Origin of the sequence: Citromicrobium bathyomarinum (assembly GCF_038594485.1) — a bacterium.
Classification (GTDB): domain Bacteria; phylum Pseudomonadota; class Alphaproteobacteria; order Sphingomonadales; family Sphingomonadaceae; genus Alteriqipengyuania; species Alteriqipengyuania bathyomarina_A.
In genome coordinates this window covers 755,200-774,059 of sequence record NZ_JBCFZG010000001.1, presented here as the reverse complement: position 1 = coordinate 774,059, position 18,860 = coordinate 755,200, and the positions used below count along the sequence as shown (strand labels likewise).

Annotated in this window: 20 protein-coding genes and 1 tRNA gene; 3 read left to right on the top strand and 18 right to left on the bottom strand. The window is 64.0% G+C overall.

The features are described 5' to 3' along the window. Positions 1-107 precede the first annotated feature (107 nt). From AAG591_RS03880 to AAG591_RS03840, 9 genes are read right to left on the bottom strand one after another with little or no spacing between them, the layout of a single operon-like run. Entirely contained in the window at positions 108-275 is a 168-nt protein-coding gene (locus AAG591_RS03880) for a hypothetical protein (protein WP_342529664.1), read from the bottom strand. After that, positions 272-1,039 (bottom strand): MBL fold metallo-hydrolase, encoded by a 768-nt coding sequence (locus AAG591_RS03875; RefSeq protein ID WP_342529663.1) that lies wholly within the window; start codon positions 1,037-1,039, stop codon positions 272-274. Before AAG591_RS03875 ends, AAG591_RS03880 begins: the two co-directional genes overlap by 4 nt. Further along, complete coding sequence (locus AAG591_RS03870; protein WP_342529662.1) at positions 1,036-1,830, bottom strand: TatD family hydrolase; 795 nt, start codon at positions 1,828-1,830, stop codon at positions 1,036-1,038. The genes AAG591_RS03875 and AAG591_RS03870 overlap by 4 nt, the downstream gene beginning before the upstream one ends. Next, entirely contained in the window at positions 1,830-3,392 is a 1,563-nt protein-coding gene (metG, locus tag AAG591_RS03865; protein WP_342529661.1) for a methionine--tRNA ligase, read from the bottom strand. Before metG ends, AAG591_RS03870 begins: the two co-directional genes overlap by 1 nt. Continuing rightward, on the bottom strand, positions 3,385-4,344 hold the full coding sequence (locus AAG591_RS03860) for a DNA polymerase III subunit delta' (RefSeq protein ID WP_342529660.1): 960 nt from the start codon (positions 4,342-4,344) through the stop codon (positions 3,385-3,387). Before AAG591_RS03860 ends, metG begins: the two co-directional genes overlap by 8 nt. Beyond that, positions 4,341-5,000, bottom strand: coding sequence for a dTMP kinase (gene tmk, locus AAG591_RS03855; RefSeq protein ID WP_342529657.1), 660 nt, complete (start codon positions 4,998-5,000; stop codon positions 4,341-4,343). Before tmk ends, AAG591_RS03860 begins: the two co-directional genes overlap by 4 nt. Next, positions 4,997-6,175, bottom strand: a complete 1,179-nt coding sequence (locus AAG591_RS03850; protein ID WP_342529656.1) for a D-alanyl-D-alanine carboxypeptidase family protein — start codon at positions 6,173-6,175, stop codon at positions 4,997-4,999. The genes tmk and AAG591_RS03850 overlap by 4 nt, the downstream gene beginning before the upstream one ends. A gap of 60 nt (positions 6,176-6,235) precedes the next feature. Continuing rightward, entirely contained in the window at positions 6,236-7,372 is a 1,137-nt protein-coding gene (locus AAG591_RS03845; RefSeq protein ID WP_342529655.1) for an SPOR domain-containing protein, read from the bottom strand. Then, entirely contained in the window at positions 7,356-8,375 is a 1,020-nt protein-coding gene (locus AAG591_RS03840) for a lytic murein transglycosylase (protein ID WP_342529654.1), read from the bottom strand. The genes AAG591_RS03845 and AAG591_RS03840 overlap by 17 nt, the downstream gene beginning before the upstream one ends. Positions 8,376-8,605: 230 nt before the next feature. Here AAG591_RS03840 and AAG591_RS03835 point away from each other — a divergent pair. Next, positions 8,606-8,695: transfer RNA gene (locus tag AAG591_RS03835), tRNA-Ser, on the top strand. Positions 8,696-8,792: 97 nt separating this feature from the next. Next, a complete protein-coding gene (locus AAG591_RS03830; RefSeq protein WP_342529653.1) occupies positions 8,793-8,948 on the top strand; it encodes a DUF1328 domain-containing protein in 156 nt (51 codons plus the stop codon). 34 nt (positions 8,949-8,982) lie between these two features. Here AAG591_RS03830 and AAG591_RS03825 read toward each other — a convergent pair whose 3' ends face one another. The 6 genes from AAG591_RS03825 to AAG591_RS03800 form a co-directional block, all read right to left on the bottom strand. Continuing rightward, positions 8,983-9,174, bottom strand: a complete 192-nt coding sequence (locus AAG591_RS03825; protein ID WP_342529652.1) for a hypothetical protein — start codon at positions 9,172-9,174, stop codon at positions 8,983-8,985. Between the two features lie 31 nt (positions 9,175-9,205). Further along, a complete protein-coding gene (lpdA, locus tag AAG591_RS03820) occupies positions 9,206-10,618 on the bottom strand; it encodes a dihydrolipoyl dehydrogenase (RefSeq protein ID WP_342529651.1) in 1,413 nt (470 codons plus the stop codon). A 158-nt stretch (positions 10,619-10,776) separates the two neighbouring features. After that, on the bottom strand, positions 10,777-11,196 hold the full coding sequence (locus tag AAG591_RS03815; RefSeq protein ID WP_342529650.1) for an acyl-CoA thioesterase: 420 nt from the start codon (positions 11,194-11,196) through the stop codon (positions 10,777-10,779). Positions 11,197-11,284: 88 nt separating this feature from the next. Continuing rightward, positions 11,285-11,749: an endonuclease domain-containing protein gene (locus AAG591_RS03810; RefSeq protein WP_342529649.1), complete on the bottom strand. Its 465-nt coding sequence runs from the start codon at positions 11,747-11,749 to the stop codon at positions 11,285-11,287. Beyond that, positions 11,749-12,285 carry a hypothetical protein gene (locus AAG591_RS03805; RefSeq protein WP_342529648.1) on the bottom strand — a complete coding sequence of 179 codons (537 nt, stop codon included), beginning with the start codon at positions 12,283-12,285 and terminating at the stop codon, positions 11,749-11,751. Before AAG591_RS03805 ends, AAG591_RS03810 begins: the two co-directional genes overlap by 1 nt. Continuing rightward, complete coding sequence (locus AAG591_RS03800; RefSeq protein WP_342529647.1) at positions 12,282-13,583, bottom strand: pyruvate dehydrogenase complex dihydrolipoamide acetyltransferase; 1,302 nt, start codon at positions 13,581-13,583, stop codon at positions 12,282-12,284. The genes AAG591_RS03805 and AAG591_RS03800 overlap by 4 nt, the downstream gene beginning before the upstream one ends. Positions 13,584-13,734: 151 nt before the next feature. Here AAG591_RS03800 and AAG591_RS03795 point away from each other — a divergent pair, with 151 nt between their 5' ends. Further along, positions 13,735-14,193 (top strand): universal stress protein, encoded by a 459-nt coding sequence (locus tag AAG591_RS03795; RefSeq protein ID WP_342529980.1) that lies wholly within the window; start codon positions 13,735-13,737, stop codon positions 14,191-14,193. 28 nt (positions 14,194-14,221) lie between these two features. On the opposite strand, the gene rnr is transcribed toward AAG591_RS03795, so the two are convergent. The 3 genes from rnr to proS form a co-directional block, all read right to left on the bottom strand. After that, positions 14,222-16,579 (bottom strand): ribonuclease R, encoded by a 2,358-nt coding sequence (rnr, locus tag AAG591_RS03790; RefSeq protein ID WP_342529646.1) that lies wholly within the window; start codon positions 16,577-16,579, stop codon positions 14,222-14,224. Between the two features lie 84 nt (positions 16,580-16,663). Then, positions 16,664-17,206: a DUF805 domain-containing protein gene (locus AAG591_RS03785; RefSeq protein WP_342529645.1), complete on the bottom strand. Its 543-nt coding sequence runs from the start codon at positions 17,204-17,206 to the stop codon at positions 16,664-16,666. A gap of 21 nt (positions 17,207-17,227) precedes the next feature. Further along, a complete protein-coding gene (gene proS / locus AAG591_RS03780; protein WP_342529644.1) occupies positions 17,228-18,772 on the bottom strand; it encodes a proline--tRNA ligase in 1,545 nt (514 codons plus the stop codon). Between the last annotated feature and the right edge of the window lie 88 nt (positions 18,773-18,860).

Below are 18,860 nucleotides of genomic sequence, written 5' to 3'. Positions count from 1 at the left end.
AGGGGCATAGGGCTCCGCAGCCACGCCGTCAGCACATCCATAAGATGGATAATATATATTATGTAAAATAAGGTGTGCGTTCGGGCGGTGGCGGGTCGTGCCTGGCCCTACTGGATTGCGGTGATCAGCAGCATCAGTCCCGTGATGATAACCGCCCAGATCAGCACGTGCCGTAGCGAGCTTTTCCAGCTCAGTCCGTACGAAGCGAAAGCGCTGACCGCCAAGATCAGCCAGCCGACCAGCGCGATGATCTGGACGATATCGAACTGGCTCATGCCGAAACCGTCAGTCCATCATATCCCACGATCACGCCCTTCGGAACTTCGTCCTGTAAAGTTCTGTAATCCATGCTTTTATCGAGGTGGGTCAGGACCAGCTTCCGGACGCCGCAACGCTTTCCCAGATCGAGCGCCATGGCGAGGTTTGCGTGCGTGGGATGCTCTTCTCGCCTGAGGCAGTCGCACACCAGCAAATCCACGCCTTTGAAGAGCTCAACCATTCCAGAGGTTATTTCACTGAAATCAGTGGCATAGCCGATGGATTTTCCATCGCACCCGAAGCGAAAGCCGGTGCTTTTGGCCGGGCCATGCGGCATCACGGTCCAGCCGACCGTGAAGCCCGCGAACAGGCGCAACCGATCGAGCACCTCGATATTCACGATCGTCGGATAACCGTGTTCGCCCGCAAAGACATAGCTGAAGCGCGCGCGTAGCCGTCGGACGGTTTCCTCCACGCCATAGCCCGGTAACGGCCCGCTGCGGCCGTATCTGAGCGATCGGAGATCATCGATGCCGTGGCAATGGTCGGCATGGTCGTGCGTCCAGAAGACGCCATCGATATTGTCTATTCCGCAGCGCAGGAACTGGTCGCGCAGGTCCGGCGGTGTGTCGACGAGCACGCGGCTGCCGGCGTCATTTTCGACAACGATAGCTACACGGGAGCGGCGATTGCGCGGCTCTGAAGGATCGCACGCGCCCCAGTCGCCATTGATACGCGGAACGCCGGTCGACGTGCCCGAGCCGAGCAGCGTGACCTTCACGCCGGCGCCTTGTCTTGCTGGCGCGTTTTCGAGAACAAAGCGTGGAAATTGCGGGTGGTCTGCTTGCCCAGCTCTTCCACGCTGGTGCCGCGCAGATCGGCCACGAATTGCGCCGTGTTCGCGACGTAGGCCGGTTCGCAGGTCTTTCCGCGATGCGGCACCGGCGCAAGAAACGGGCTGTCGGTTTCGACCAGCAGGCGATCCGCCGGGATGACCTTGACGACTTCCTGCAGATCCTTGGCGTTCTTGAAGGTCACGATCCCTGAAATTGAAATCGTGAGGCCCAGATCGAGCACGCGCTGGCCGAATTCTGCCGACGCGGTGAAGCAGTGGATCAGGGCGGGGTAGGCCCCCTTCCCCATCTCGTCTTCGAGGATCGCTGCGGTGTCTTCCTCGGCATCGCGCGTATGGATGATCAGCGGCAGACCGGTCTCGCGCGCGACATCGATATGCATGCGGAACAGCGCCTGCTGCGTCGTGCGGTCGGACTTGTCGTAGAAGTAATCGAGCCCGGTCTCTCCGATCCCGACCACCTTGGGGTGCTGCGTCGCCTTGAACAGCGTCTCGCGCGCGAGATCGGCGTGGCCATCGGCGTTGTGCGGGTGAATGCCGACACTCGCCCACACGTCATCCTCACGCGCGGCGGTCGCGACGACCTGGTCCCACTCGGCCTGCTTGGTCGAGATATTGAGAAAGCCTTGAACCCCCGCATCGCGGGCGCGGGCGAGCACCCCGCCCTGATCGTCGACCAGACCTTCATATTCGAGGTGGCAATGGCTATCGATCAGCATCAGCTGGCCTCTGCAGTTTCCGGCAGCTCTAGACGCGGGAAGAGCGGTGTCGGCGGCTCAACGCGGTAACCGGTGGCGATCAGCGCGCCGTACCAGCCTTCGTCGGCCATATCCTCGTAAGTGCGCGCATCTTCGGCAATTCCCAGCATGGTCAGCAGATGGCCCGCCTTTTCGGGAATGACAGGCTGGATCGCGATGGCGAGGTCTCGCAGCGCGATGAACAGCGTCTGCAGCACGGTACGCATCCGCTCCGGATCGGTCTTCTTGAGCGCCCACGGGGCCTGCTCGTCGACATACTGGTTGCAGGCGTAGACCGCCTTCATCCACGCATCGATCCCGACCGAGAATGCTAGCTTTTCGAACTGCTGCGGGAAGGCTTCGCGGCATGCGTCCTGCACGGTCGTCAGCAGCGCCTTGTCGTCGCCTTCTGGCGAGTAGTGGCCGAGCTCTCCATCGAGGTTCTTGGCGATCATCGACAAGGTTCGCTGCGCCAGATTGCCGAAGCTGTTCGCGAGCTCCGCATTCGCCCGGGTGACGATCGCTTCGGGCGAATAGCTACCGTCCTGCCCGAATGCGATTTCGCGCATCAGGAAATAACGCAGTGCATCCACGCCGAACTGATCTGCCAGCGCGACCGGATCGGTCACATTGCCGAGCGATTTGCTTTCCTTCTGCCCGCGGTTGAGCAGGAAGCCGTGGCCATAGACCTGCTTGGGCAATTCCACGCCCGCGCTCATCAGGAAGGCCGGCCAATAGACCGTGTGGAAGCGAATTATGTCCTTGCCGATCAGGTGCAGGTCGGCCGGCCAATATTTCCAGTTTGCGCCCTCTTCGGGGTATCCCAGGCCGCTGATGTAGTTGGTCAGCGCGTCGACCCACACGTACATCACATGGTCTTCGCTGCCGGGGACGCGCACGCCCCAGTCGAAGCTGGTGCGGCTGACCGAGAGATCGCGCAATCCGCCTTCTACGAAGCGCATCACCTCGTTGCGGCGGCTGTCGGGCTGGATGAAATCGGGCTGCGAGGCGTAGAGGTCGAGCAGCTTGTCCTGATATTTCGACAGGCGGAAGAACCAGCTTTCCTCGACCGTCCATTCGACCGGGGTGCCCTGCGGAGAGAGTTTTTCCCCCCCCTCCCCTTCGACCAGTTCCTTCTCGTCGTAGAAGGCTTCGTCGCGGATCGAATACCAGCCCTCGTAGCGGTCGAGATAGAGATCGCCACTGGCCTCCATCGCGCGCCACAGTGCCTGGCTGGCGCTGTGATGCTCGGGCTCGGTCGTGCGGATGAAGCGATCGTAGGAGATGTTCAGCCGGTCGAACAGATCGCGGAAGTACCCGCTCATCTCGTCGGCCAGTTCGCGCGGGGTCTTGCCCTGCTCCTCTGCCTTGCGCGCCATTTTCAGGCCGTGCTCGTCCGTGCCCGTCTGGAAGCGCACATCGCGGCCCTTCAAGCGCTGGAAGCGTGCAATCACGTCGGCGGCAACCGTCTCGTAGGCGTGGCCGATGTGCGGCTTGCCGTTGGGATAGTGGATCGCGGTGGTAATGTAGTAAGGATCAGCCATTGCGCGTGGCTGTATGCGGGGCAGCCGATGCGAGCAAGGTGCCGATTTCCATCGCGAGGAAACCGGGGTCGAAATTGTAGCTTTTCGCCTGGCCGGAGATCGTCACCAGACGCGCGTGCGCTTCGACCAGCGAGGGGATGCCTGCCCGGTCCGGGTTATCGAGCTTTTGTGCAAGCACCGTGCGCGCCAGATCGAGCGTGATCGCGAGACGTTCACGGTCCGGACGGGCTCCGATCTCTTCTCCCAGCTTGCCGCGAAGCGTGAAATCCGGGTCGCCATCCGATGCGATCTTCCGCATCAGCGCTTCGGCCGGACCCAGCTGTTGCGCCAGGAAAGCCAGCCCCGCGCCCGTGGCGCCGCCGGAGGCGCGCGCTGCCAGCGATATGTCGCCCGGGTCGGCATCGGGAGCTTCAGCCTGCAAGGCGGCCTCTACCTGACCCGACGGCAGTGGGGCGAACCGCAGGATGCGTGCGCGCGAACGGATCGTGGGCAGCAGCATGCCGGGGCGGTGCGTCACCAGGAGGAAGAATGTGCCGGCGGGCGGTTCCTCCAGACTTTTGAGCAGCGCATTGGCAGCATTGCGTTCCAGATCGTCCGCCGGGTTGATAATGATCGCGCGGTAGGCGCCCAGCGTGGGACGTGTCGTGAGCCGGGCCTGCATCGCGCGCACCTGGTCGATCGCGATATTGCGCTTGGTTTCGAAAGCCTCACCCTTCTCCGCCTTCTTCGCTTCCTTGTCGTCTTTCGGCAGGTGGGTCAGCACCTGCACGTCGGGATCGTTCTCGGAGACGGGCGTATCGCGTCCGGTTGCCACCAGCTCGCGTGCGGCGGCAAGTGCGAAATCGTGCTTGCCGAGGCCCCTGCGGCCGGCAAGGATCCACGCATGGTGCATCCGCGGGCTCGCCAGCGCCGCACGCCAGCTGCGCCACTGGGCCCCGTGCGGATCGCTCACGATGCCGGGACGAGCAGTGGCTCGATATTGTGCATCACGGCGGCATGGACCTCGTCCTCACTGCCCGATGCGTTGATCTGGATGATCGATTCATCGTCTTGCGCCAGACCGGCGAAGCCGCGCGCGACATCCGCGTGATACTTGGCGTTGCGGCCCCCGATGGCGTCGGCCTCGTCGCCATCGCGCTTGCGCAGGCGTTCGGTGACCTGATCGCCGGGAGCCTCGAGCAAGAAGGTGCGGCAAGGCTGGAGACCCCCGCTGCCGATGCGGTGAAGCGTCTTCACTTCCTCGTCGCCGAGCCCGCCGGCAAGGCCCTGATAGGCGCGGCTCGAGAGTACGAAGCGATCGCAAACCACCCACTTGCCTGCCATCAGCGCCGGCTTGATCGCCTTGGCTACATGGTCCGATCGTGCCGCAGCAAACAGCATGGCCTCCGCCTGCACCAGCCATCCCGTGCCCGGCGGATCGAGCAAAAGCTTGCGGATCATCTCCGCCCCGGCGGTCCCACCCGGCTCGCGCGTCAGCAGCGCCTCGATCCCGCGTTTCGCGAGTGCGGCGACGAGGCGTTTGGCCTGGGTCGACTTGCCGACCCCTTCACCTCCCTCGAAGGCAATAAAGCGCGCTTTGACCGCTGGCTGTTCTGCGGGGGCGTTCATCCGAACAGACCTGCGAAACCATTGGCAATCCGACCGAACATACCGGCCTCCTTCACCTCTTGCGATGCGTAGAGCGGCAAGGTGGCTGTTTCCATGCCGGGAACTGCGATTTCGAGCGTGGCAACTGCTTCACCCTTGGCGATCGGTGCGCGCAGCGGTCCGTCGTAATGGATGGTGAGTTCCGCCTTGGCGCGGTCGCCGCGCGGCACGGCCACGCGGATGTCCTGATCCGCGACCAGAGGCACTTCGCCGAGCGAGCCGTTCTGCACCCGGGCGGAAGCGATCGGCTGGCTCTTGCGGGCCAGCAGGCGGCTGTCGAACGCTTTGAAACCCCATTCCATGAAGGCGCGGGACGCGCGGTTTCGCTCGCTTCCCCGGTCGGCCCCTGCAACCACCATCACCAGGCGGCGCCCATTGCGTTCGGCGGTGCCGAGGAAGCCATAGCCCGCCTGGTCGGTGAAGCCGGTTTTCAACCCGTCTGCGCCCTCCACACGGCCCGTGATCGGATCGTGATTGTCCTGCGCGATGCCATAGGCCTTGAGGCCGCGCCGCCCGTAATAGAAATCGAACTTCTCGGGATGCTGGCGCAGGATCCGCTCGGCCAGCGTTCCCAGGTCTCGGGCGGTGACGAAGGTGCGTCCTTCGTCCGGCCACCCATTGGGCGTGCCGAAATGGCTGTCGTGCATGCCGATGCTGTGCGCGGTCGCGTTCATGCGCTGCGCCCACTTTTGAACGCTACCGGCGGCCCCTTCGGCCAGCACTACCGAAGCATCATTGGCCGAAACCGTCGTGATTCCGATCAGAAGCTCCTGCACCGTAGGGCGCGCGTGGGCGGGCAGGAACAGGGTCGACCCCTTCCGGTGCCATTCCTTGAAAGTCTCGTCGCGATAGGGAACGCGCTGGTCGGGACGCAACTTACCGTCGGCAAGCATGTCGAACGCAACCAGGGTGGTCATCACCTTGGTGATCGAGGCTGGAACGAAGCGCCGGTCGATGTCGCGCGCGTACAGGGTCTGCCCGCTCGACAGGTCGATCATGTAGGCGATCGGGGCCTGCTCGGGCGTCGGAGGAGCCGGACGCTGGGGCGACTGGGCGCTGAGATTCGTCGGCAGGACGAGCATCATGGCCGCAACCAGTGCGGTCGCACGATGTCGCTTCACCAGAATCTCCGCCAATGCCGCCGCTCCTGTGCGCGTTGTCGCGCGCTCAGCCTCACGGGGCGCCGCGACGAATGCCTATTCGCTCGTATCTACGAACGCGTCCCTATATCCGGCATTGCGGGCTTTGGCGAGGGCAGCATCGGCTTCTCCACGACTGACGAACGGGCCCAATCGGGTGCGATAATATCCGCCGGCAGTTACGACGAACCCGGCGAGATCGTCGGCGGCGCGTATGGCATTGGTCTTGCTCGAAAAGGTTGCGACCTGGACGATATACCGCCCTCGGCGAGGCGGTGCCTGCGTCGTCCGTGTCGGCGCTGGCGGTGCGGCGCGAGAGGTGCCGACCGTAGGCTCTGGCATGCTCCGACGCGGCGACTCGGGAAGTCGCGCAACCTCGACCGGGTCGGGACGCGGCGCGCCTCCGGTCGGTCGGTCGCCGATCGGCGCAAGCGCGTAGGTTGTGCTGCGCGGCGTGGTGGGGACGGATGGCGTACGATAGTCGTCGAAATTGTCCGCGACCGCACTCGATGGGCCAGGCTCGATCTCGGCGAAGGCGCTGTCGAAGTCGCTGTCTCGCGCCGATCCGCGTGGATCGGTTCTGGCAAGATCGACCGACCCGTAGGCGGGCAACTGCTTCCGCAAGACCGTCAGCAAGGTGTCCGGCGTATCGAGTCGGGCGCCGGCGGGCTGCCCCGACCGCAGGGCAGCGCGTTCGTATTCCGGCGGGTTGACGCGGCGCACCCGGATCGGGGCCCCCTCGCCCACACCCAGTTCGCGCGCGGCACCTTGCGAGAGACCCACGATCCGGCTTGACGTCATCGGACCCCGTCGCTCTGCGCGTGCCAGGATCGTCTTGCCGGTATCGAGCGACGTCAGTTCGACGTAGCTCGGCAGCGGCAGCGTCTTGTGCGAAATCGTGACGCCGCCCGTCTCGCCCCTCTCGAGCGTGGCATAGCCGACCGCATCGTAGCTGAGCACATCGGCCGGGGTGAACGTTTGACCGTCGACCACGTATGGTTCGCCCAGGACCTGCGGATAGTCCGCCTGCGGGCCGCGGTAGGCCCCATCCGGGCTCTGGCCCGCGCCGTTTCCGGCGTAGTAATCCGCGCCGGATGCCAGATTGTAATCCGCGCTACCAGTGGCGCAGGCGGAAAGCGATGCGATCAGTCCGATCGCGATCCCAAGTTTCCGGACATTACCGGGCAATCTCATCGGCCAGAAGCCCCACACTCATCGCGTAATAGTTGGAGCAGTTATATTCGAGGATAACGCGATAATTTGAGGTTAACAGCCACGCAGGAGTTCCCGGCCCATCGGGCTGGAACAGGCTGACCAGCGTACCGGGCGGCAAGCTCCGGTAAGGCGTCACACCAAGCGCCCGCCATTCTTCCACCGTCTTCCACTGGCTGTGGCGCTCGTGCACGCGCGAGCAGACGGGTGCGACCAACTTCGTGCGATAGGCATCGACATCGAAACCGGCGGGGATACTCGCGCCCACGCCCCACGGGATGCCCGGTCGCCAGCCCGCATCCTGAAAATACCGCGCGATAGAGGCCATCGTATCGGCCTGGTTGGTGAAGATGTTCGCCATGCCGTCACCATCGCCGTCGGTCGCAAGGCGCAGGTAGACGCTCGGCAGGAATTGCGGGTTGCCGAAGGCTCCGGCCCAGCTGCCGACCAGCCGTTCGCGCGAATAGCCCTTGTCCGCCACTTTCAGCAGCGCGATGAACTCGCTCTCGAACAGCTCGCGGCGGCGCCCTTCCCACGCCAGCGTGGCGAGCGAGCGGGCGAGGTCGAAATTGCCGCGATAGCTGCCGTAGTTCGTTTCGTGACCCCAGATCGCGATGACGATCTCTGCCGGCACCCCGTATTTCTGGAGAAGGTCACCGTGCAGCCGCGCCGTTTCGTTATAGACCGCACGACCGCCGTTGATTCGCGCTGTATCGACATGCGTGTCCAGATAAGGCTGCAGCCGCGGATAGCCCGACGATGAAGACGAGCCGGGTTGAGACTGGTCTAGCTCGATCACACGTGGATTAGGCGTGAGATCGGACGTCATGCGCTGGATCGTGCTTTCGCTCACGCCCTGCGCGCGAGCCTTGGCAATCACCAATTGCATATAAGCGTCGAAAGGAAGGTCCTGCGCCGCTGCGGGAACGGCACAGATCGACGCGGCGGCCGCCGCAAGGGCGAAAAACAGGCGTGGGAATCTCATGCCTCAGGTATCTGTCACAGTGGACATGACTCGCCAATGACTTAGGCGCTCGAAAACGCGCATGCGTGCCGGAGAGTGACAAATGCCAGCCGAGGCGTTAGCCGACGCGCTGCGAGTAGGACAGGTGGCCGAGTGGTTTAAGGTAGCGGTCATGGAGTCGGAGGCGAAGCCGGAGACGTCACCGCAGGTGACAAAACCGCCGTTCGGCGTTAGCCGACGCCTCGCGAGTAGGACAGGTGGCCGAGTGGTTTAAGGCAGCGGTCTTGAAAACCGCCGTGGGTTTACGCTCACCGTGGGTTCGAATCCCACCCTGTCCGCCAGCGCCCAGCACGACGCCGGCCAACTTAACAAAGGTTTATAGCGAGCCCGCTCTGCCCCTCCCGGCATATCGCCTAGGTTCAACAAGGGGAAAACCTAATGCTACGCTGGGCCATCATCTTCCTGATTATCGCGCTCGTTGCTGCCGTACTCGGCTTTGGCGGGATTGCCGGAGTATCTTCCAACATCGCGTGGATCCTCTTCGTCGTATTCCTGATCCTGGCGGTGATCGCGTTCCTTCGCCGGAACGTCTGACCACAGCCTCAGACCGAGAAGCCAAGCGGCGCGATCAGTTCGACTGGTCGCGCCGTTTGCTTTTGTCGACCAGAGACTGCGCCTCGCGTTCGCTTTCCGGGTAGTCCTCCGGCTTGGTGGAGCCCTGGTTCATCAGAGCGCGATGCTCCTTCACCACTTCGCTGTCGTTCTTGCCATCGGGCTTGTCGCCGCGCGGCGGGGTGCTGCTCTTGTCCTGTTCGCTCATACCCCACCAACGGGCAAGGCAGCGGCAAGTTTCAGACGTGCAGCACGCGCCCGTAGCTCGCGAGCACGCTTTCGTGCATCGATTCCGAGATCGTCGGGTGCGGGAAGATGGTCTGCATCAGCTCGGCCTCCGTCGTCTCGAGCGTCTTGCCGATGACGAAGCCCTGGATCATCTCGGTCACTTCCGCGCCGACCATGTGCGCGCCCAGCAGCTCTCCGGTCTTCGCGTCGAACACGGTCTTGGTGAAGCCTTCCGCCTCGCCAAGCGCGATCGCCTTGCCGTTGCCGATGAAGGGGAAGGTGCCCGACTTCACTTCGTAGCCCGCTTCCTTCGCCTTCGCCTCGGTCATGCCGACGGACGCAATCTGCGGGTGGCAGTAGGTGCAGCCGGGGATGTTGTTGCGGTCGAGCGGGTGCGGGTGGACGTCCTTGTTGCCCAGTTCCTTTGCGATAGCCTCGGCCGCGGTAACGCCCTCGTGGCTTGCCTTGTGCGCCAGCCACGGGCCCGGCGTGCAGTCGCCGATCGCCCACAGCCCCTTGGACTTGGTGCGGCCGTAAGGATCAACCTGGATGAAGCCGCGGTCCATCTCGGCCAGCTTTTCCAGCCCGACATTCTCGGTATTGGGCACGATCCCGATGGCGACGATGCAGTGCGAGAATTCGCTCTCGGCAACCTTGCCTTGCCTATCCTTGATCTTGGCCTTCACGCCCTTGTCGGAGACCTTGATGTCCTCCACGCCCGCGCCGGTCATGATCGTCATGCCCTGCTTTTTCAGGCTCTTTTCGAGGAAGGCGGACACGTCCTTGTCCTCCACCGGCACGATCCGGTCGAGCATTTCGACCACGGTCACTTCGCAGCCCATATCGTTATAGAAGCTGGCGAATTCGATCCCGATCGCGCCCGATCCGATCACCAGCAGCTTCTTGGGCATTTCGGGCGGCGTCATCGCGGTGCGATAGGTCCACACGCGCTTCCCGTCGGCCTTCGCGAACGGCAGATCGCGCGCGCGGGCACCGGTGGCGACGATGATGTGCCTGGCTTCGAGCTTTTCTTCGCCCTTCTCGCCTTTGACGGTGAGCGTCGTCGGGCCGGTCAGCTTGCCCTCGCCCATGTGCACCGCGATCTTGTTCTTCTTCATCAGGTGCGTGACGCCCTGGTTCAGCTGTTTCGCAACGCCGCGCGAACGCTTCACCACGGCTTCCAGATCGGCCTCGATGCTTCCTGCGATCTTCAGGCCGTAATCCTTCGCGTGCTGCGCGTAGTGCAGGATTTCGGCCGACCGCAGCAGCGCCTTGGTCGGGATGCAGCCCCAGTTGAGGCAGATCCCGCCGAGCAGCTCGCGCTCCACGATGGCGACCTTCAGCCCCAGTTGCGCCCCGCGAATCGCGGCGACGTAGCCGCCCGGTCCGGAACCCAGAACGATAAGGTCGTATTTCTCAGCCATGGAAGCCTCTTGCTGGTTTGTCTGACACACCTGACACAGTGTTCAGGGGCTAAAAACTTGCCACCCTGCGGATGGCGAAAAACGGTGTGCAGCACAGGATGGAGCGAGCGATCGGCATCGCGCCATCATGGCTGTTCCGATGGGTGTAGGACAGCGCCTCAGCCATCATTGTCCGATGCACGTTCGGGCGCGGGGTTTGCCGCAGCCGCATGCAAACGCACGGGGCGCGGGTTACCGTCGTCGTCGGCCAGCACGAACACGAAGGTGCCCTTGCAGACGAGCTTGGTCTCCTCACCATGACGTGCGCGGGCGATCCCCTCGGCGGCGATGGTGATCGAGGTGTTTCCCTCTTTCACGATCTCGCAATAGATGTTCAGCTCGTCGCCCAGCGCCATTGCAGCGGGGAAGCCGAAATCGCTGGCCGCCACCACATTCGCACGGCCCTGCCCTTCGCGGCTCGCCAGCGAGCCCGCGCCAAGCGCCATCTGGCTCATCAGCCAGCCACCGAACACGCCCCCATAAGGGTTCATGTCGGTCGGCATCGCGGTCACGCGGATTTGGGGGGAGCGTTCAGTCATAGCCCCTCTCCAAGCTTCGATATCTCGCTGTGCGAGGAAACTGCGCTATCCTCTTCCGCACAGGGAGAGAAGAAAATTGCCACTGCGCTCATAGCCCCTCTCCCCTTGTGGGAGAGGGGTTGGGGAGAGGGGTTTCCAACGCAGCAAGAATTGCCGCCAATACCCCATCCTCATTTTGCAGGACGTCGTTGTTCCAGAAACGCAAAACTTCGAAACCCTTTAGTTTGAGCCACGCATCGCGTGCCTTGTCCTCGGCACTCTCGAAGTGCTGCGAACCGTCGACTTCGATCACGAGACGGCGCGAAAAACAAACGAAGTCAACGATATAATCGCCGATTTGCTCCTGCCGTCTGAACTTGGCTCCGTTCAGGCGCTTGGAACGGAGATGGCCCCATAATTTGCGTTCGGCGTCGGTCGAGCCCCGTCGGAGGTTTTTTGCCAGCGCGCCAAGGTCGTGCTGGTCCCCTCTCCTTCCCACGCCCTGGCGGGCGCGGGCCCCTTCCTCTCCCGCAAGGGGAGAGGAGATACGCTCTTGAGGCTGCCGCAAGCCCATCACCCCGCCGTGATCTTGACGAACTTCTTGCTCACCCAGCCTTGCGCGCAGGGGCCGGTGTAGTTGCGCGGCTTGTCGACCGGGCTGTCGGTTTCGCAATCGATCCCGCTGTCGCCTTCGATGTCGTAGACGATGCCGTACCAGCCATTGCTCTCCGCACAGATGTGGACCTTGTGGCCCGCACCGATCCGGTCGCGTTCCTTTACCTTGTCGCTCGGCGCATCGCGGACCGACAGGTAGTTGTCGCCCTTGGGATCGAGGCCGGTGACTTCGCCATAGCTGGCGCAGGAATCGGCTTTCGGTCCGTCGGTGCCGATGCGGATCGGCATCGGGATCGGGCCGGTGTAGCCAAGATCGGGCGATCCCGGCGCATCGGTGGGTGCGGGCTTGCGTTCAGCCGGGGCAACGATGTCGGACGGGGCCTTGGTCGCGGTTTCTTCGGATGCCGGTTGCTCGGTCGTGCCGTCCGCCGGTGCCTGCTGACAGGCGGCGAGCGCGAGCGCGCTTGCAGCGATTACGATAATGCCGGTTTTCATAGCATCATTCCCATCGGTTGTTCGCACATCTGCTTGAACGCTTCCATCAGCTGCGCCCCTTCGGCGCCGTCGATCGCGCGGTGATCGAACGAACCCGACGCCGTCATCACCGTGGCGGGCACGATCTGGCCATCCTTGACCCACGGGCGCTGCTCGCCCGCGCCGACCGCCATGATCATGCCCTGCGGCGGGTTGATGACCGCGTCGAACTGTTTGATCCCGAACATGCCGAGGTTGGAGATGCTGGCGGTGCCGCCCTGGTATTCGTGCGGCTGCAGCTTGCCCTCGCGCGCCTTGCCCGCGAGTTCCTTCATCTCGGTCGCGATCTCGGGCAGGCTCTTGCGATCCGCGCCGCGAATGATCGGGGTGATGAGGCCCTTGGGCGAGGCGACCGCGACGCTGATGTCGGCGCGGCTATAACGGTGCAGCGTCTCTCCCTGGAAGCTGACATGCGCCTGCGGGGTGCGCATCAGCGCCTTGGCCAGCGCCTTGATCAGCAGATCGTTGACAGAGAGCTTCACGCCCTCGGCCTCCAGCATCTTGTTGAGGTCGGCGCGCGCGGCGAGCAGTGCGTCGAGGTTGATGTCCACGCTGAGGTAATAGTGCGGCACTTCCTGCTTCGCGGCGGTGAGCCGCTTGGCGACGACCTTGCGCACGCCGGAGACCTTTTCCTCCTCGAAGGGCGCATCGCCATCCATCGTTACCGGAGCGGCTGCGCCAGCTTGGGGCGCGGCGGCCTGCTGGCCGGGCTTCGCGCTTTCGACATCGGCCTTCACGATTCGCCCGCGCGGTCCGCTGCCCTTCACCGTCGTGAGGTCGAGGCCCTTGTCCTCTGCGATCCGCCGCGCGAGCGGCGAGGCGAACACGCGGTCTCCGTCCTTCTCGGGCGCGGCCTTCGCCTGCGTGGGAGCCTTCTGCGGCTCGGCACTTTCGCGCGGGCTTGCCTTGGCGGGCTCGGCCGGCGCATCGTCTTTCTTGGCGTCGGTCTTGTCTTCGGTTTTCTTCGCTTTGGATTCGTCGGCGGGCGCGGCCTTGGCGGCGTCTTCCACGCTCTCGCCCTCGCCTGCCAGCATCGCGATCACGGTGCCCACGGCGACGCCTTCGGTCCCCTCTTCGATCTCGATCGAGGCAATGGTCCCTTCGTCGACGGCTTCGAACTCCATCGTCGCCTTGTCGGTCTCGATTTCTGCGAGCAGGTCGCCCGCTGCGACCGTGTCCCCGGCCTTGACCAGCCACTTTGCCAGCGTGCCCTCCTCCATTGTCGGGGAAAGCGCGGGCATCTTGATCGGTGTTGGCATGTAGGTGTCCTGCGATTGCGTGTGCTAGGGCGGCGGCTCTGCCGTAGCGGCATGGTCTTGTGTCAGGCCGCTTTGGCCAATTTGCCCTAGCGCTGCAAGCACCTTGCCTCTGCATACGAATTGTGTCGATAGCCCGGGTGGGAGAATGAATATGGGCGTCTATCTGGTCATCGTCGACGAAACGGACGAAGCGCGCAAAGCGCTGCGCTTCGCGATGGGTTGGGCTTCGAAGAGCGGCGGGTCGGTACAGATCCTCGCGATCGTGCAGGCGGAAAGCTTCAGCGCCTTCGGTGCGGTGCAGGCCACGATCGAGCAGGAAGCGCGCGATCGCGCCGAAGCGATCGCCACCAGCGCGGCGGGCAATGTCTATTCCGAGAGCGGCAAGATGCCCAATATCGCCGTGAAAGTGGGCGATGGCGACCGGATCGTGCGCGAGTACCTGACGGAAAATCCCGAAGTGATCGCGCTGGTGCTGGGCGCAGCCGCCGAAGGGCCGTCGGGGCCGCTGGTGACGCACTTTTCGGCGCACACCGGCAGCCTGCCGTGCCCCCTGGTAATCCTGCCGGGCAAGATGTCGAACGAGGATATCGACCGGATCGCAGGCGCCTAGCCCTTGTATCGGGGCAGCCGCCCTTTCCCTATTTCTTCCGGCCGCGCCCCTGATGGCGGATATTGCCCGGCCGGCCACGCTTGCCCACCTGGTGCTTGCCCGCCTTATCCTTCCGGGGTCCGGCCTTTTTCGGGCCGCCCTTCTTCGCCACATCACCCCGGTTGTGTTTGGGGCCACTTCTGAGCGGACGCCCCTCGCGCGCCTTCGACGCATCACCGCCCGGCACCTCGAATCGCAAGGCCCCTGTTAGCGGGTTGGCTTCGACCAGCTTCATCTTCAGCCGCTGCCCGGTTTCGTAACGCGTGCCGGTGTCCGCGCCGATCAGCGCCTTGGCCGCCTCGTCGTAGTGGAAATATTCGTCGCCGATGGTGGAAATCGGGACCAGACCGTCACCGCCCAGCCCGACGATGGTGGCGAAGAAGCCGAAGTTCTGCACGCCCGTGATGCGCGTCTCGAAGGTTTCGTCGACGCGCCCTGCAAGCCATGCGGCAACGTAGCGGTCGATCGTATCGCGCTCCGCCTCCATCGCGCGGCGTTCGGTGCGGCTGATCGCCTCGCTGATCTTGCCCAGATCGTCGCGGTCGAAATCGCTGAGTCCGCTGTTTTCCGGCAGTTTGCTTTTCGGTTTTGCCTGTTCCAGCCCGAAAGCGTCGACCAGTGCGCGGTGGACCAGCAGGTCGGAATAGCGGCGGATCGGCGAGGTGAAGTGGGCGTAACTGCCCAGCGCGAGGCCGAAATGCCCCTGATTATCCGGCCCGTAATAGGCCTGGGTCTGCGTACGCAGCACCGCCTCCATCAGCAGCGCCTTCTCCTGCTCGTCGCTGACATCCTTCAGGAAGCGGTTGAACAAGGTCGGCGTGATGACCTGACCCATGGCCAGCTTCATATCCAGCGTGCCGAGATATTCCTTGAGCGCCAGCAGCTTTTCCCGGCTCGGCTGTTCGTGCACGCGGTAAACCACCGGCGAGTTTTTGGATTCGAGCGCCTTCGCCGCCGCGACATTGGCCGCGATCATGAATTCCTCGACCACGCGATGCGCATCCAGCCGCTCGCGAACGGCGATTTCCTTGATCCCCCCCTCTTCGTCGAGGATCACGCGGCGCTCGGGCAAATCGAGGTCGAGCGGGTCGCGCGCCTCGCGGGCTTTCCACAGTGCTCCCCAGGCTTTCCACAGGTTGTCCAGGCGTTCGTCCCCAGCCTTGTCATCGATCCGGCGCTGGGCTTCTTCGTAGGCCATCACCTCGGCAATCCGCACGATGGCGCGGCTGAAGCGCCACTTGAGCAGCTTGCCCTGCGGCGAAATCTTCAGGTGGCAGACCATCGCCGCCCGATCCTCGCCCGACTTGAGCGAGCACACGTCGGTGGAGAGGACCTCGGGCAGCATCGGGATGACCCGGTCGGGGAAATAGACCGAGTTTCCACGCTTGCGCGCTTCCTTGTCGAGCGCGCTGCCCGGCCGCACGTAGTACGAGACATCGGCAATCGCGATCAGCGCGCGGAAACCGCCCGCGTTGTTCTCGTCATCGTCGGGTGCAGCCCAGATCGCGTCATCGTGGTCGCGCGCGTCGGCCGGGTCGATCGCGACGATCGGCACATCGCGCAGGTCTTCGCGCCTGTCCGCGGTTACCGGCAGCTTCGCCGCGAGAGCGGCTTCCCCGATCACCGCCTCGGGGAAAACGTGCGGGATGCCCTGCTTGGCGATCGCGATCATGGAGAAGCTGTTGGGGGCGAGCGGATCGCCCAGCACTTCGGTCACGCGCACGCCCGAGCGGGTGCCGCGCCCGACCGGTTCGGCGGAAACCAGCTGGCCTTCCTCGGCGGTGCCGACATCGGATATAGGCGAGGAACTGCGGACCTTCTTGTCCACTGGCGCGAGCCAGAACTTGCCGCGCCCGTCTTTCTCCACCACCCCGATCAGCCCTTCGGTCTGCTGGGCCAGCTTTTTCATCGGATGCGCGCGCCAGCCCTTGGGGGTTTCCTCGGTGCGCGAGAGAATCCGGTCGCCCACCTTGAGCGCGGGCATCCCTTTAGACCCCCGACCCCTGCTTTTCTCGACCACGGTGAGCCGCGGCGGCGCGGCGCCATCGTCGGGCTCCCACTTTTCGGGCACCGCGATAGCCTCGCCATCGTCGATCTCGGCGATCCGCAGCACGGTCACTTTGGGCAGGCCACCCATGCGATGGAAGGCGGTCTTCTTGCCGTCGATCAGGCCATCTTCGGCCATGTCCTTCAGCAGTTTCTTGAGGGCGATCTTCTCCTGCCCCTTCAGGCCGAAGGCTCTCGCGATCTCGCGCTTGCCGACCGTACCATCGGACGTTTCGATGAATTCGAGGACCTGCTTCTGGGTGGGCAGGCCTTGGGGGAGGTTTTTCGCGCGTTTTGCCATGTCAGGGCTGTAAACGCATGGGAGGGGCGCTGCTATCCCGCAGCGCGCCCCTGCCCCCCGATCAATCGTCGGTGCGGTTAAGGATCAGTTGGCGTTCCTGCTCGGGATAAGTCCGCACACGATCACCACCAGGTAGCCGATATAGGCCACCAGACCGAGGCCGGGCTTGGTCGCAGCCTCGTCCATGGCCTGCACATCCCCGCTCATCATGAGTTGCTGCATCTGCTCGACGCCGGCCACGCTCGCATATGCTGCGATCAGGGTCGCGATGACCGGGACGATCGCGATCAGCACGGGCAGGCCCGCATCGCGCAGGCGGCGCACGAAGGAGGCGATCAGGAGGGCCAGCCCGATCAGCGAGATTGTCACCCCGATCCATGCCTGCGTTTCCAGACTGCCAGCCATGTTGCGCATCATGTCCGCCTGAATCTGCTCCTGCTCGATGCCAGCCGCACCGGCCTGCATCGCGCTGCCCATCGACCCGACGGCAAAGACGATGCCGGAGATCATGCGGAGGCCGAAAACCACGACGGCAATAAGGAGGACCCACCACCAGAACAGCGTGCGGCTGTCGCGGCCCGCAAAGTTCGTCAGGTTCGCAAAACCGTGTTTGATCGCCTCGCCCATGATACTCCCTCCCTTGGTAAATCAGTATGCCCGCGCGACGTAGACCCGCTCGGTCGCAGGTTCGCCGGTAAAGATGCAGGTGCCGTTTGCGGGCGTCGCATCGCGCGGCACATTGCGCACGGTCAGCTTCTGGTCCTTCAGCTTCTCGACCACCTGCTCCAGCGCATCGCCGGTCGGCTTGGCCCACTGCACCTCGACCCAGCCGGGATACTTGCCGTTACTGGCGAAGAACTCGACCACGCCATCCCAACTGTCGATCCCGGTCGCAATGTTGGCGTCGCGGCGCTCGGCGGCCTCGATAAACAGCGCCTGCTGGATGTCGCCGAGCACGCCGGGGATCGTCTGGCCGGCGATCTCGCGCGTCGGGGCCTGCGCGTTAAGCTTGCCCGTTTCCATGTCCCACAGCTGGTCGCGCCGGATCAGCGTGACGACGCCGTTCTCCATGTCGCGCCCGCCAACCTCGACGATCACGGGAGCGCCCTTGCGCACCCAGTCCCACCGCTTTTGCGCAGGCTTGCCGGGCTTGGTGTCGAGCAGCACGCGCACCGGCTCACCCAGCGCATGTTGCCCGGCGAGCGTGGCGCGCAGGCCGTCGCAATAGTCGATCAGCGCAGCATCGTCGTCGTTACCGCGCAGCATTGGCAGGATCACCACCTGCCACGGTGCGATGCGCGGCGGCACGCGCAGCCCGTCATCATCGCCGTGGGTCATGATGATACCGCCGATCAACCGGGTCGAAACGCCCCAGCTGGTGGTGTGCGCGAATTGCTCGCCGCCTTCCTGCGCCTGATACTTGATGCCCGAAGCCTTGGCAAAATTGGTGCCGAGATAGTGGCTCGTGCCCGCCTGCAGCGCCTTGCCATCCTGCATCATGGCCTCGATCGACCACGTCTCGACCGCGCCGGGGAAACGCTCGTGCTCGGGCTTCTCCCCAGCGATTACCGGCAGCGCGAGATCTTCTTCCGCCATCGCGCGATAGACTTCGAGCATGGTCAGCGTGTGGTCCTTCGCCTCTTCGGCGGTGGCGTGCGCGGTGTGCCCTTCCTGCCAGAGGAATTCGCTGGTGCGCAGGAACATGCGCGTGCGCATTTCCCAGCGAACGACGTTGGCCCACTGGTTGAGTTTCAGCGGCAGGTCGCGCCAGCTCTGCACCCAGCGCGCCATCGCATCGCCGATGATCGTTTCGGAGGTCGGCCGCACCACCAGCGGCTCTTCCAGCTTCGCGTCGGGATCGGGGATCAGCCCGCCCTTCCCGTCCGCGATCAGGCGGTGGTGCGTGACGACGGCCATTTCCTTGGCGAAGCCTTCGACATGATCCGCCTCACGCTCGAAATTGGAGAGCGGGATGAATAATGGGAAATAGGCATTGTCGTGGCCCGTCGCCTTGATCCGGTCGTCGAGCAGGCGCTGGATTCGTTCCCAGATGCCATAGCCCCACGGCTTGATGACCATGCACCCGCGCACCCCCGATTCCTCGGCCATCTGCCCTTCGGCAATGGCGGCCTGATACCAGGCGGCGAAATCGTCTTCGCGTTTGACGGAGAGGGCGTGGCGGATGTTGGACACGATGGATTGGCCTCATGCAATGCACCCCGATCCAGCCCACACCCGTTCGTGCCGAGCCGGTCGAAGCACTGTCTTTCTTGATGCGAAG

What these genes read in the sequence shown, in the direction of transcription:
- AAG591_RS03880 (WP_342529664.1), bottom strand. Translation starts at nt 275, where the DNA reads ATGAGCCAGTTCGATATCGTCCAGATCATCGCGCTGGTCGGCTGGCTG.
- AAG591_RS03870 (WP_342529662.1), bottom strand. Translation starts at nt 1,830, where the DNA reads ATGCTGATCGATAGCCATTGCCACCTCGAATATGAAGGTCTGGTCGAC.
- metG (WP_342529661.1), bottom strand. Translation starts at nt 3,392, where the DNA reads ATGGCTGATCCTTACTACATTACCACCGCGATCCACTATCCCAACGGC.
- tmk (WP_342529657.1), bottom strand. Translation starts at nt 5,000, where the DNA reads ATGAACGCCCCCGCAGAACAGCCAGCGGTCAAAGCGCGCTTTATTGCC.
- AAG591_RS03845 (WP_342529655.1), bottom strand. Translation starts at nt 7,372, where the DNA reads ATGAGATTGCCCGGTAATGTCCGGAAACTTGGGATCGCGATCGGACTG.
- AAG591_RS03840 (WP_342529654.1), bottom strand. Translation starts at nt 8,375, where the DNA reads ATGAGATTCCCACGCCTGTTTTTCGCCCTTGCGGCGGCCGCCGCGTCG.
- AAG591_RS03830 (WP_342529653.1), top strand. Translation starts at nt 8,793, where the DNA reads ATGCTACGCTGGGCCATCATCTTCCTGATTATCGCGCTCGTTGCTGCC.
- AAG591_RS03825 (WP_342529652.1), bottom strand. Translation starts at nt 9,174, where the DNA reads ATGAGCGAACAGGACAAGAGCAGCACCCCGCCGCGCGGCGACAAGCCC.
- lpdA (WP_342529651.1), bottom strand. Translation starts at nt 10,618, where the DNA reads ATGGCTGAGAAATACGACCTTATCGTTCTGGGTTCCGGACCGGGCGGC.
- AAG591_RS03815 (WP_342529650.1), bottom strand. Translation starts at nt 11,196, where the DNA reads ATGACTGAACGCTCCCCCCAAATCCGCGTGACCGCGATGCCGACCGAC.
- AAG591_RS03810 (WP_342529649.1), bottom strand. Translation starts at nt 11,749, where the DNA reads ATGGGCTTGCGGCAGCCTCAAGAGCGTATCTCCTCTCCCCTTGCGGGA.
- AAG591_RS03805 (WP_342529648.1), bottom strand. Translation starts at nt 12,285, where the DNA reads ATGAAAACCGGCATTATCGTAATCGCTGCAAGCGCGCTCGCGCTCGCC.
- AAG591_RS03800 (WP_342529647.1), bottom strand. Translation starts at nt 13,583, where the DNA reads ATGCCAACACCGATCAAGATGCCCGCGCTTTCCCCGACAATGGAGGAG.
- AAG591_RS03795 (WP_342529980.1), top strand. Translation starts at nt 13,735, where the DNA reads ATGGGCGTCTATCTGGTCATCGTCGACGAAACGGACGAAGCGCGCAAA.
- rnr (WP_342529646.1), bottom strand. Translation starts at nt 16,579, where the DNA reads ATGGCAAAACGCGCGAAAAACCTCCCCCAAGGCCTGCCCACCCAGAAG.
- AAG591_RS03785 (WP_342529645.1), bottom strand. Translation starts at nt 17,206, where the DNA reads ATGGGCGAGGCGATCAAACACGGTTTTGCGAACCTGACGAACTTTGCG.